The following is a 13,992-nucleotide window of genomic DNA, read 5'->3' on the forward strand; positions in this document are numbered from 1 at the left end:
GGCAATGGCACGTGGACGTTAGCGGATGATGGATTAGCGGCATTAACAGAAGGTGAGATTGCAGTAAGTGTAGTCGCGACAGATACAGCTAACAACAGCAGTGAAGTGGCCAACGGCACCATTACATTAGATGTAACGGCACCAACCGTCACGGTTGAGTCGATCATCACCAATGACACCACACCTGCCTTAACTGGCACAGTCGATGATAATGATGCAGCGGTTGTCGTGACAGTGAACGGCGTTGAATACGACGCCACCAATAACGGCAATGGCACGTGGACGTTAGCAGATAATGCATTAACGGCACTAACAGAAGGTGAGATTGCGGTAAGTGTAGTCGCGACAGATACAGCTAACAACAGCAGTGAAGTAGCCAACGGCACCATTACATTAGATGTGACGGTACCTGTTGTAGAGGACCAGTTATTATCGGTCGATGAAACAAACCTTGTGACTACAGCGTCAGTATCAGGATCATTAATCATTTCTGAAGAGTTAAGTAGTCTTTCGTTAATAGCCCCTACAGAGACTTATACATCTCAAGGAGAGGGCGTTACTTGGGCATTATCAATTGACGCTCAAAATACACAGATTTTAACAGGTAGTACTAGTTCTGGTGAAGTTGCAATACTAACATTAGATATTAACGGTAATTATGATTTCGAGTTACTTACTTCACTTGACCATATCGCTCAAGGAAATGACAAGTTATCTATAACATTCGGTGTAAGTTCAACAGATCTTGTAGGCAATATTGGTGAAACTGCGCAGTTAGTCGTTAACGTAACTGACGATGTTGCAAGTGTGACGGCGTATCAACAAGAGGTCGTTGATACGGTTAATACTAATTACACCGGAGATCTTGTGGTTGATGCTGGTGCTGATGGCATCGAAGTATCAACTGTAACGATTGATGGTTATACCTTTAGCTATGATGCTGACAGTAACACTATCAGTACTTATGGCAGCTCTGATGTAGTTAATACTTTTGAAGCGAGTGATTACGACACTGGCACTCAAATACTAACGATAGACACTGTCAAAGGCGAAACAATTACCGTTGATGTATCTTCTGGTGAATACAGTTATACCACAACTGGTGTTGCAGACGTTGAAGCTACTGTTGAATCTAGCCCTGAAGTAGCGCTGGGTGCCGACGATTCTTTATTAGGATTAGTAGGCGTTGATGCTTTAAATTTGATTGATTTTAGTTCTAGCCAAGCATTTTCTGCAACTGATGCTAATAATGATATTACACAGGTTGTTATTTCTGTAGGTGGTCTACTTGGAGTGGGCTCTGCTGGCTTCTCTTATTCATCTGCAATAGCAGATGAATTCGGGTTAGAGGTTGTCACCGTCGATTTCCCGTTTATTAGTTTAGGAAATACTGCTTCTATCACAATTACTAGCACTGATGGCAGTACCATCACAAATCAACAATTAAATGAATTTTTAGGTTCCGTTTATTGGGATGGTGGTTTAGTAAGTCTTGATTTACTATCCGGCATGACAATCGAAGCAACTGACTCAAATGGAAATACCACTTCATCAAGTGATTTTGATCTACTTAATGCCGATCTTTTATCCACTGGTGATAGCCCTGATTATTTGGTTGAAGGCGATGATAATAACAATGCAAGCTTAACGGGCACATCTGGCAGCGACCGTATTTACGGTTACGATGGCAATGACACTTTAAATGGTGGCGAAGGTGCAGATCTATTACGTGGTGGGGTTGGTAACGATATATTAGACGGTGGAACAGGTAACGATATCCTTATTGGTGGAATAGGTAATGATACCTTAACTGGCGATACAGGAAATGATGTATTCCGTTGGGAAACAGTCGATGTAACAAGTATTGATACTATTACCGACTTTGAAATAGGACCGGTTACTAGTGGTGGTGACATTATCGATTTAGCTGAACTATTAACGGGTGAAGGGAAAATAGGTACTTCGGGGGCTGGTAATTTATCTAACTTCTTACACTTTGAATTTGATGGAACAGATACAACACTTTATATCAGTGCAGATGGTGACTTCCAAGGTGGTTATGCAACAGCAGAGGTTGATCAAAGCATCATATTTAGTGAAATAGATATCACAGAAGGGCTTTCTGCTGACCAAGATATTATTGAAAACTTACTGGCGAACGGTAATTTATTAGTTGATGACCTCACCTTAGGAGACGATGTGCTAGGTGGGACGACAACTATTGATGTTGGCTTAGTTGATGGTGATGGTGATATTTCCCAAGCAACCGTTGATTTTGAAAGCTCAGGTGCTGCTCCAGAGGTTGTTTCAAATGTTGATAATAGCGCACCCATCGTGTGTGCTTCGAATACTTCTTTATTAGGGCTAGTAGCAGTCCAAGCATTAGACATTATTAACTTAGATAACCAAGCCCTTACTGCAATAGACATTGATGGTAACTTAACTAGTGTGGAAGTGAATTACCAAGCCTTGTTAGATGTCAGCTTAACAGAACTAACATTAGCAGCATCAAACGAAATGGCTGCTGAGTTAGGGTTACAAATAGAAGTCAGTAATAACTCTGGTTTATTAGGACTTGTTGCAGCCTCTTCAACGCTAACTATTACCGCAGTAGATGGCGGGACAATAGATAATCAATCAATTAATGAATTACTAGCAACTGTACAATTTTATGATAATGAGGGGCTGTTAGGCGGCGCGCTTGAATTAAATGTACAAGCTGATGTGTTAAATAACTTAACGATCACGGCAACTGATTCCGAAGGTGCAAGTAGTAGTGGTTCATTGGGTGATTTGGTGAGTGTTGATGCGCTCAATGATATTCTGTTTGATATTGATACCGTCAAAGAGGGTGATAGTAGTCAAAATGAAATGGATTATAGCTATACCTCAAGCGGCCTTCGTTTATATGGTTATGGTGATAACGACGTATTGATAGGCGGTAGTGGTAACGACCTTATTCGTGGTGGTGCCGGTGATGATAATTTAGTCGGTGGTGCTGGCAATGACATGTTAATAGATGGTAACGGTAGTGATACTTTTAACGCTGGAGATGGAGATGACTTAATCTCTCTTTCTGGAGTACTGTTTGAAAGTATTGATGGCGGAGAAGGCAGTGATACATTGCTGTTAGATGATGGTCTTGACCTTGATCTAAGCGACCTAAACATAGGATCTATTACTAATATCGAAACTATAGATTTAAGCGAAGGTGAAACAGGTAATGTGTTAAAACTCACTGAAGAAGCGGTGAAAGCATTAACTGATGAAGAGGACACCCTAACTATCAATGGTGATGATAATGATACGGTTAATATGGAAGGTGCTACACTCGCTGGAAGTTCATTAGTGAATGGTGTGGCTTATAACGAATATCACCTAGGAAGTACAACGCTTTACGTTGATGAAGAGATCGGGGTAACTATTTAATATGCCCATTAAACGTTATGTAATAGCAACGCTGCTGTTTTGTGCTCAAAGCAGCAATGTTTATGCTCTGGATGAGTATGCCCAAGGTGTAAATCAGTTTTCTTTAGCGCAGGTGGTTAATATTGGTTTAGCGAATAACCCTAAAGTTAAAGTAGAAGAAGCAAAAATACAAAGTGCTATCACGCAAATAAAAGTAGAGGAGGGCGGTTATTGGCCCTCTCTTGATTTATCTGTTGGCCCTGAGCATGGTTTATATGGAGAGTTGGGATACGACGTAACTTTATCTCAAACTCTATATGACTGGGGGAAAGTAGCCAGTAATATTGATGCGGCTACCGCAAAAAAAATGAAGCAAGTACAAGCGATGTTAAGTGCACGCTCGGAAGTGGCATTAGAGGTAATTGAGGTTTGTTATGAGATCTACACTGCACAAGAAAAATTAAAAGCCTTACATACATACCAAAGTGAGCTTCATGGCATCTATCTATTAGCGAAAGAGCGTGATAATTATCAATTCAGCGACAGCTCAGAACTAAGTAAAGTCTTTAAATACCAAGCTTATGTAGATGAGCAATTGGCGATAATTCAAGGTGAACTTAAAGCTGCTGAACGGCTGTATATTTTATTACTCAGACAACCACCTAGCACCCTACCTCGATTTACAGAACCTCTCGATATATTTTCACAGTTAAATACTCAAGAAAAATTAGAGGAACATATTGTTCAGTCTCCAGAGTATATGCAGGCACAGCAGGATATTTATATCGCTGAATTTGAGGCTAAAAGTGCCAATGCAGCTTTGAAACCTAATGTTGTATTTGAAGCCAGTGCCATTAAAAGAGATGTAAATGGTGTGCTTACCAAAGACTCATCAATTGGCATTAATGTAAAAATGCAAATAAACCAAGGTTTATCAGCCTATTATCAAGCGCAATCTGAACTACAATTAGTAGAAGCAGCAAAATGGGAACTACAATCTGTACACAGAGATCTAGCAAGAGAGTTTGGCTCTGATAGCGAAAACCGGATTGCATTGCAGCAGAGAGTGGAAGCATTAAAGCATCAAGTTAAAGAATCGAGTCATTTAGTGAAGGTGTATTTAGACCAATTTAGTGCAGGTTTGCGCACGATTGAAGACTTATTAAGTAATGAATCAGAAACATTTCAATTAAAAACGCAGTTAATAACAGCTTCATCAGAATACAAAATGTTGCCTTATCGTACCGCTTCAAAACTAGGCATGCTCAATAAATTATTATTACTGCAAGGTGAGAGAGAAAGATACTAATGGAAAAAGGAACAGCACCACAACAAGAAAAAACGCTGCCTCATTCTTCTCGTCGATTTCACTTCACAAAAGCAAAAAAAGATCCGTTAAGAAAAGGCCTTGTTTTGTTTTGTGGATTATTCGACCGACAAGTCACTTCATCTGAGTTAGCTGACGGTTACCCGCTTCATGATGGTAAGTTAGCCATTGATTATGTGCCACGTGCGTTGGCTCGTGTAGGCTTGTCTGCTCGTGTTGTAGATATTGAACTTGAAGATATCTTTGAGCGTTTATTACCGACGTTATTATTAACAGAATCTGGTACAACCGTTATTCTCTCGGAGTTAGATCTTAAACAGGGAACGGCAAAAGTTTTATTGCCAGAAACGGGAGGTGGGATTGATGATTTAAGTCTTGATGAGCTTAATGAGATTTATACGGGTACCGCTATTCTTGCTAAACCAAAATTTAGAAAAGATGATCGCGCTGGAAACTATGCAAAAGAGAAAAAAGAACATTGGTTTAAAGGGCCATTAAGCCGTTGTTGGCCAGCCTATGCAGAAGTTGCTATTGCTTCTTTTGTTGCCAATTTATTAGCCGTTGCAACGTCATTATTTGCTCTGCAAGTTTACGATAGAGTCGTGCCTAATAGTGCATTTGATACGCTTTTTGTTCTCTCCTCGGGTGTCATACTCGCCATTGTGCTTGATTTTATTTTAAGAGTAATACGCGCGCATTTATTAGATGCCACCGGAAAACGCTTAGATATCAAACTATCCTCGTTATTATTTGAGCGGGTAATGCAGATCCGTTTGTCGGCTAAACCACCTTCTACGGGTGCTTTTAGTAGCCAGATTAGAGAGTTTGAAAGTGTCCGTGAATTTTTCACCTCCTCAACGGCCGCCACTATCAGTGATTTTCCTTTTATTATTATTTTCTTGAGTGTTATTGCGTATATCGGCGGCTCTGTGGTGTGGGTACCTGTGATTGGTATTCTATTAATGTTGCTACCTAGCTTATTAATGCAGAGAAAGTTAGCAAAACTATCCCGCGCTAATTTACGTGAAGGTGCCATTAAGCATGGCCTTATGTTAGAGGTGATAGATAACTTAGAAACCGTTAAAACTACAAGAGCAGAAGGTAGAAATTTACAACTCTGGGAAGAATTATCTGCACAACTTGCAGATGAAAATATATTACTTAAAAGAATTCATTCCTTCTTAACTTTAGGTGCTTCTATGACTCAGCAGCTTTGTTACGTTGGTGTGTTAATTATTGGTGTTTTTGAAATCAGTAAGGGTAACTTAACAATAGGTGGTTTGATTGCTTGTACCATGTTGGTATCACGTACGATTGCACCAGTAAATCAAATGGCCGGAGTATTAGTACGTTGGCAACATGTCAAAGTTGCATTGGAAGGATTAGATGAATTAATGAATGCACCTATTGAGCGAGAGGAAGATCGTAAATTTGTACGTAAGACGGATTTAAAAGGTGATTATCATATTGATAATATTAAATTTCGTTACTCTCAAGAAGCTGCATTGATTCTAGATATTCAAAACTTAAAGATTACTGCTGGTAGCCGAGTAATGCTATTAGGTTGTAATGGCGCAGGTAAGTCAACGCTATTAAGGATTATGGCAGGGTTAAGTGATCCAACTGATGGTCGAGTCTTATTGGATAACGTACATTTAGGACAAATCGATCCTAGCGATAGACGTCAGGGTATTGGTTACCTGCCACAGGATATTGCACTTTTCCATGGCACTTTAAGAGATAACTTATTGTTAGATGGAGAGCAACATTCGGATCAAGAGTTATTTGAAGCATTGGATTCGATTGGTTTAGGAGCAGCAACAAGAGAGCACCCATTAGGTTTAGATTTGCCCATTTTAGGTAATGGCAGTGTGTCAGGCGGACAGCGCCAAGCAATTGGGTTAGCGCGTATTATTTTACAAGACCCACGCATTGTTTTAATGGATGAACCGACCGCGGCATTTGACCAAAATAGTGAAGAGAAAGTACTGATTTTTCTTAATAAATGGTTGAAAGGGCGGACCTTGATTATGTCGACACATAAAAGAAGGATGTTATCCATTGGCCAACGAGGAATAGTATTACATAAAGGCAAAGTGACTATGGATGGGTCCTTAAAAGATATTCTCTCTACTAAAAAACAGGGGAATGCTAATGTCTAAAAAACATAATCAATCTCGATTATTGAGGTCATTAAATGACCCTGAATATACAGTGATGCACCCTGCAGCTAAACCTGGGTTATGGTTGAGTATATTGACGGTTATTGCATTTGTGGTTTGGGCAAGCTTTGCCGAGATAGATGAAGTAACACGTGGTGAAGGACGTATTATTCCTTCTAGCCGTTTACAAATGATCCAAAGTTTAGAAGGTGGGATTATTGATTCCTTATTAGTGCAAGAAGGAGATATGGTTGAAGCAGGACAAGTATTAGTGAGTCTAGATCAAACCCGTTTCTATGCGGCTTATATGGAAGGGCTTAGTCAAGCCATTGCATTAAAAGCGGCCATTGCTCGATTAGACTCTGAGGTTAAAGATCAAAAGGCGATTGCCTTCCCTGAAGACTTTGATTTAAGTACGCCTGAAGTACAGTCTGAAATCGCATTATTTAAAGCCCGCCGAGATAGAAAGCAGCAAACTATAGCCTCTGTACAACGTGAAATTGATATCTTTGTTAAAGAGCGAAAGGTGCTTGAACCCCTAGTGAAACGCAAAGCCGTTAGTAGAATGGAATTGTTACGGATAGATAAAGGTATTGAAGAATTAAAAGGTAAAGTAGTGAGTGTTGAGCAAGACTATATGCAAGATGCTTATACGGAGTTGACAGAAAAAAAGGCTAGTTTAAACGCCTTAATGGAAACCTTAGTGCAGAAAGAGGATCAACTTAAACGAACGCAAATAGTATCTCCAGTACGTGGCCAAATTAACGATATATTAGTCACCACCAAAGGGGGCGTGATTCAACCTGGTGAGCCGATTATGAAAGTGTTGCCCGTTGATGAGCAACTATTAATTGAAGCACGTATAAAACCCAAGGATGTCGCTTTTTTAGCGCCGGGTATGACAGCTAAAGTAAAAATAACCGCTTATGATTACACCATTTATGGCGACTTAGAAGGAAGGTTAGAGCAAATTAGTGCGGATACTTTTGAAGAAGATACTGCTCAGGGTAAAGAATATTATTACCAGGTGCTAATCCATACTGATAAAAATTATCTTGAACGTAATGGAGAGAAGCTACCTATTAGACCAGGAATGATAACGCAGGTAGATATATTAGGTGCAAAACGTACGGTACTTAGTTATTTATTAAAGCCATTAATTAAAGCAACACTTTATTGATCATGTTGTTCACACCACGCACTAGTTACGTAGTGTGAACAGGTTTTTATCGATTATTTAATCACAGTGAGTTTACTTGCTTCTGTATTGCTTAATTTAGGCAGTAAATGTAATTTGTTATGGATCGCGTGATGGATAAACGATAGCTTAGTTCTGACTGCTTGCGTAAGTACAAAAGGGTAAGCATCAGCTAGCCCCATACTTCGGTTCAGCGAATTCAGCATGACTGAAAAATCTATCCAAGTATCAAGAATCTGAGTAATCCCTTTTTGCCCCATAAAATATGAAGCATCTTGTGGTAGCTTTAAAGATTCAACCTCTTCATTATCATAGTCATCCCCTGAGGTAGAGCTGCTAATAGAGAAATTTTGAGCGGTTTCTAATGTATCAATAATATGCATGTAGTGTGCCCATGTTTCAGCCCAATCTTCGTAGGGGTGCATAGTGGCATATTCACTGATAAAAGTATCAGGCCAATTTTCAGGGGCACCTTGTTCATAATGATGGGCTAGTGCTGCCTGATAATCTAGCTCATCATCTCCAAAATATTGCTTGCACAGAGCATGCTTCTCAGGCTTATGAGCGATTAATTGATCGAAATAATAATGCCCTAATTCATGGCGAAAATGACCAAGTAGGGTTCGGTATCGTTCACCCATCGCATGTTTTGTTTGTGAGCGAGCAACATCATCAGCTTCTGCTAAATTAATGGTAATATGCCCACAATCATGACCAGTAAAAACAGTTTCTTGTCCTGCTAAAGGGCTAGAAAAGTGGTCATTGACATTGCGATCGGTAATAAAGTCAAAACTCAATCCCGTTTCTGGATCTTGCATTAGGTTGTGTAAAGGAATCGGCAACGCATTTAAAGTGTATAAAGCGCGTCGTTTGGCCGTTTCCATTTTATGCCATAACGGAATATGCTCTGCAATACTTAAGTCCGGTACAGTTTCATTAAACCGACAGGCAAAGCATAAGACCTCGTCACTGTCTGATATAGGTGTGTAAGTACTTAAGTTCACCATGCCATTACAGGCATTATACTGCGCATTATTATCGCACTTTTTATACTTTACTTTAGGGTCATCAAGTTTATAAAACAGCCCTGTTTTCGCCTCAATTTCATAAGGTTCAACCTGATCGAATTGATCATCAATGCCAACGGTTTTGCCGCATGCAAGGCAGTGACTACTTTCAAAAAATAGAATAGGGTGTTGATCGCAATTACATTTAAATGTTTTCATATTGTTACCGTATAAAACCTTAACAAAGTAGCACTTAACCTTTGTTTAATAGTTCTGTTTTCTTTTTAGTAAACTCTTCTTCAGTTAACACGCCCATATCCCTTAATTCAGCCAATTTAGTGATGATTTCAATCATCTGGTTAGCTGCGTGAAACTGCTCATTAGGCATGTCAGATGAAGGTATTTCTGCGGTTGTTGTTGGTGCTTCTGTTGACTGCATTACTGAATGATTTTCTTGTGCAAAATTGGTATTGCTTGAAGTGGGTAATGATTGGCCTGAAATCAAAGGTAAACTGCTTACATGAATATTACCCCATTGGCTGCTAAAGGTTAGTGAGTCATCACCACCTTGTTGCTGGCTAACACCGCCAATATTATGATCTAAGGTATCGTAAATAGAGATTTGGCCATTTAATTCAATGGCAAGTCTATTAGGAAAAACAGCATAACGAATATTGTTTTGAGCTCCACTACTGAAGGGGTGCCCTAAATGGCTTGGCCACCATTGACTACTGCCAGGTGTACCCGCAGGTATAATAGGAAATACTTGATTATTAGCTAGAAAATTAGCTAGTTCATTACAGAGATTATCCACGGTCATTTTTAAGCCGCTATTAAACATATCGCCAACCATTGTCATACCACCACGCATCCATTGTCCTGAACCACCTAATTCAGGGCAATTGAATTGCGCCATGGAACAGCCGCCATTATTCACTGCGACAAGCATATGCATGACGGCATCTTGGCTCAGGCCATAGCGTGATGAGAGTTCGTTGACAAAGTTTGCACCGATATCCGTTAGCTTTTGCATAAGGCGTATCCTATTAGGTCGTTTTACAGAGGTAAGGGGTAATAAATCATTTTGATATTATTATATTTATTCGAATCTATTTTGCATGGAAGAAATGCTTAAAATATGCACTATCATAGCATCATTGTTGATCAGCTGAGCACCTTTATTGTTAAGTATTTTTTAAAGCGATTAGTCAATGATGATTAAATTAATAAAATGAATGCTTCTCCTCTTACCTCAAAAAAATATGCTCTTGATTTAGCGTCAGTTATTCAGATATTAAGTGTTATTTTAGTGCACTCTTTGCACCAAAAGGTGCGCTTTAAGTAAGGTTTTGCGGTGTGTCCTTAATAAAAAAATTAAGTCTTCCACTATGCGTCGCGGTTTACACCGTTAGACAGCATATTTCCATTGTATTTCATGTATGTGGAATAATTATTGCAAAAAATAAATCAACACCTAGTAACATTTCCATGTTATTTATATAGCTGCATATCATTAAAGGGGAATTAGTCGATGACAATCACTGTTGGTATTTCGCATCATACTGAATATAAATATGACCGCTCAGTAAACATGGGGCCGCATATCTTTCGTTTACGTCCTGCCCCACATAGTCGAACAAAAATTAAAAGCTACTCGTTAAAAATCACACCAGAAGATCATTATATTAATTGGCAACAAGATCCTTTTGGTAACTATCAGGCTCGAGTGGTATTTAATGAGCCCACCACTGAGTTTAGTTTTACTGTTGACTTAGTCGCGGAAATGACAGTCATCAATCCCTTTGACTTCTTTCTAGAAGAATATGCTGAAGAATTTCCTTTTGTTTATGACAAAATATCCAAAGCAGAATTAGCTCCTTATCTTAAAAAGCGTAAAGCCAGCCCTAAACTCTTAGAATTAATTGCCTCCCTAAAACCAGAAGAACCGATCCGTAGCGTAGATTTCTTAGTGGCGGTAAATCAAGTTATTTATGAGTTAGTTGGTTACGGCATTCGTTTAGAGCCCGGCGTGCAAACTGCCAATGAAACCTTGACTAAAAAAACCGGATCATGTCGTGACTCCGCTTGGTTATTAGTACAATTGTTCCGTCATTTAGGCTTAGCGGCACGTTTTGTATCAGGCTATTTAGTACAGCTTACTTCAGATCAAAAATCCCTAGATGGTCCGAGTGGTCCAGAGGAAGACTTTACTGATTTACATGCTTGGACAGAGGTTTATATCCCTGGTGCTGGTTGGATTGGTTTAGACCCAACTTCTGGTCTATTTGCTGGTGAAGGCCATATCCCATTAGCTTGTACGCCTGAGCCAAGTTCTGCTGCGCCAGTGACAGGTGGCATTGATGATTGTAAGTCTGAATTTAGCTTCTACAACAAGGTAACACGTGTTCATGAAGACCCTCGTGTAACGAAACCTTATTCAGAGGCTCAATGGTCAGCGATTAATCGTTTAGGCCAACATGTTGATGATATTTATGATGATCAAGGGATCCACCTAACCATGGGTGGAGAGCCAACTTTTATCTCCATCGATGATATGGAACATCCGCAGTGGAATACAGAAGCTGACGGTAAAGAAAAAAGAGTATTAGCACAAAATCTATTCGTAGAAATGAATAAAGTATTTACTAAAGGTGGTTTTACCCATTACGGACAAGGTAAGTGGTACCCAGGTGAACCATTGCCACGTTGGCAATATGCTTGTTATTGGCGTAAAGATGGGGTTGCATTGTGGAAAGACGCTAGCCTATTAGCCGATCCAAACAAAGACTATAAGCTTGATCATACTGACACTCAAAAGTTTGCTGAAAAACTCAGTGATGCCTTAGGGTTAGGTAAAGAAGCCTTAACTACCGCCTATGAAGATATCCTTTATCATTTATGGCAAGAGGGTTCATTACCATCAGAACCGGGACCAAAAGATCCTAAACTATTACATGCGATGAGCCGCAAAGGCTTTTTAGAAAAAATGGAAAAGGGTATCGAAAAACCTGTTGGTTATGTTCTACCTTTACAGTGGAATGACGGCAAAAATTGCTGGCAGTCCTGTGCATGGGAATTTAAGCGTGGTCACTGTTTCTTGTTACCTGGTGAATCACCATTAGGTTATCGTTTACCGTTAGACAGTTTGGCATGGACAGATAATATTATCGATCGTGACCCCTTTGATATTCCTGAGACCTTTGCTAAGTCCAAGAAGCTGAAAAAAGGCTTTATTGGTAGTGAAATGATCAAAACAGCAATGGCACTTGAGGTGAGAGATGGGCGTTTATATATCTTTATGCCGCCAACTAGTCATTTTGAACATTACTTAGGTTTATTAAATTCGATTGAAACAGTAGCAAAAGAGCTTTCAATGCCCGTTGTTATTGAGGGATATAGCCCACCAAAAGACAGTCGTGTTGAAAAATATGCCGTTACACCGGATCCTGGTGTTATTGAGGTGAATATTCACCCATCAACATCTTGGGATCAATTAGTAGAAAGAACCACCACATTGTACGGGTTAGCGAAGCAATCTCGTTTAGGTACCGATAAATTCATGGCTGATGGCCGTCATACTGGTACCGGTGGTGGTAACCATGTGACTTTAGGTGGTGAAACACCGGATCAAAGTCCATTCCTACGTCGCCCAGATATTTTACGTAGCTTTATTACTTATTGGCAGCATCATCCAGGGTTGTCTTACCTATTCTCTGGTTTATTCATTGGCCCAACCAGCCAAGCACCGCGTGTTGATGAAGCCCGTGATGAAGTGCTTTATGAGTTAGAAATTGCCTTTTCACATATGCCGGAAGGAGAAGTACCTGAACCATGGTTAGTGGATAGATTATTACGTAACTTATTGGTGGATTTAACGGGTAATACACACCGTGCAGAGTTCTGTATCGATAAACTATATTCGCCAGATTCTGCAACAGGGCGTTTAGGGATAGTTGAGTTCAGAGGCTTTGAAATGCCTCCTCATGAGCAAATGAGCCTGGTGCAAATGTTATTATTACGTACGTTATTGGCGTGGTTCTGGAAAAAACCGTATCACAAACCGCTAGTGCGCTGGGGAACTGAACTGCATGATAAATTCCTACTGCCACAATACGTAGAAAATGATTTAGCAGAAGTAACGCGTGACTTACAACAAGCAGGTTTTGGTTTCCAACTAGGTTGGTTGAACCCATTCTTTGAATTTAGATTCCCAGTATGTGGTACCCGTGAGTTGGACAACGTTACACTTGAACTAAGAACAGCCATCGAACCTTGGCATGTATTAGGTGAAGAGGCGAGTGCTTCTGGTACCGCACGTTATGTGGACTCCTCATTAGAAAGAGTTCAAATTAAAGTGCAAGGCACCATGAGTGACCGTTATGTGGTGACCTGTAATGGGCGTCGAGTTCCGCTTAAACCTGTTAAAGGCAAAGCAAAAGATGAAATGGTAGCAGGTATTCGTTACCGTGCATGGCAACCACCCACAGCATTGCATCCAACAATCGGGGTTCATGCACCATTAACTTTTGATTTAATCGATACTTGGGAAGGCCGTTCCATAGGTGGATTTGTATATCATGTGAGTCATGCTGGTGGTCGTAACCCAGAAACCTTACCTGTGAATGCCTTTGAAGCAGAAGGTCGTCGCGTAGCTAGATTCTGGGAACATGGACATACACCATCATTACTGAAATCAGACCAACCGAGTTGGGTGCCATCGGCGGCAACACATAGTTTCCATGCGGCCGACTCAGTGACTGAGTTTGTGGTACCAGCTGAAGAAAGTATTAATCAAGATTACCCGCATACCTTAGATTTACGTCGTCAACCTGGCTTTAAATAAGTCTGGATAAACGTAGTATTCCACTTTGAAATTTATTAAAGTGGAAT

7 protein-coding genes are annotated in these 13,992 nt (G+C 40.1%); 5 read left to right on the forward strand and 2 right to left on the reverse strand.

The features are described from left to right. The 4 genes from DS885_RS00330 to DS885_RS00345 all read left to right on the forward strand — a co-directional run. A partial coding sequence (locus tag DS885_RS00330; protein WP_113817420.1) for a beta strand repeat-containing protein occupies nucleotides 1-3,429 on the forward strand: 3,429 nt, incomplete at its 5' end. 1 nt (nucleotide 3,430) lies between these two features. Then, nucleotides 3,431-4,717 (forward strand): TolC family protein, encoded by a 1,287-nt coding sequence (locus tag DS885_RS00335; protein WP_113817421.1) that lies wholly within the window; start codon nucleotides 3,431-3,433, stop codon nucleotides 4,715-4,717. After that, nucleotides 4,717-6,897, forward strand: coding sequence for a type I secretion system permease/ATPase (locus tag DS885_RS00340; protein ID WP_113817422.1), 2,181 nt, complete (start codon nucleotides 4,717-4,719; stop codon nucleotides 6,895-6,897). The genes DS885_RS00335 and DS885_RS00340 overlap by 1 nt, the downstream gene beginning before the upstream one ends. Next, nucleotides 6,890-8,077: an HlyD family efflux transporter periplasmic adaptor subunit gene (locus DS885_RS00345; RefSeq protein ID WP_113817423.1), complete on the forward strand. Its 1,188-nt coding sequence runs from the start codon at nucleotides 6,890-6,892 to the stop codon at nucleotides 8,075-8,077. Before DS885_RS00340 ends, DS885_RS00345 begins: the two co-directional genes overlap by 8 nt. 53 nt (nucleotides 8,078-8,130) lie before the next feature. Here DS885_RS00345 and DS885_RS00350 read toward each other — a convergent pair whose 3' ends face one another. Then, nucleotides 8,131-9,321, reverse strand: a complete 1,191-nt coding sequence (locus DS885_RS00350) for a zinc-binding metallopeptidase family protein (protein WP_113817424.1) — start codon at nucleotides 9,319-9,321, stop codon at nucleotides 8,131-8,133. 34 nt (nucleotides 9,322-9,355) lie between these two features. Beyond that, on the reverse strand, nucleotides 9,356-10,135 hold the full coding sequence (locus tag DS885_RS00355) for an SHOCT domain-containing protein (RefSeq protein WP_113817425.1): 780 nt from the start codon (nucleotides 10,133-10,135) through the stop codon (nucleotides 9,356-9,358). Nucleotides 10,136-10,633: 498 nt separating this feature from the next. Here DS885_RS00355 and DS885_RS00360 point away from each other — a divergent pair, with 498 nt between their 5' ends. Beyond that, entirely contained in the window at nucleotides 10,634-13,945 is a 3,312-nt protein-coding gene (locus DS885_RS00360; protein ID WP_113817426.1) for a transglutaminase family protein, read from the forward strand. Nucleotides 13,946-13,992 lie beyond the last annotated feature (47 nt).

Source organism: Psychromonas sp. B3M02 (genome assembly GCF_003318165.1).
Taxonomy (GTDB): domain Bacteria; phylum Pseudomonadota; class Gammaproteobacteria; order Enterobacterales; family Psychromonadaceae; genus Psychromonas.

Coding starts and splice junctions, on each gene's coding strand:
- DS885_RS00355 (WP_113817425.1), bottom strand. CDS start 10,135: ATGCAAAAGCTAACGGATATCGGTGCAAACTTTGTCAACGAACTCTCA.
- DS885_RS00345 (WP_113817423.1), top strand. CDS start 6,890: ATGTCTAAAAAACATAATCAATCTCGATTATTGAGGTCATTAAATGAC.
- DS885_RS00335 (WP_113817421.1), top strand. CDS start 3,431: ATGCCCATTAAACGTTATGTAATAGCAACGCTGCTGTTTTGTGCTCAA.
- DS885_RS00340 (WP_113817422.1), top strand. CDS start 4,717: ATGGAAAAAGGAACAGCACCACAACAAGAAAAAACGCTGCCTCATTCT.
- DS885_RS00350 (WP_113817424.1), bottom strand. CDS start 9,321: ATGAAAACATTTAAATGTAATTGCGATCAACACCCTATTCTATTTTTT.
- DS885_RS00360 (WP_113817426.1), top strand. CDS start 10,634: ATGACAATCACTGTTGGTATTTCGCATCATACTGAATATAAATATGAC.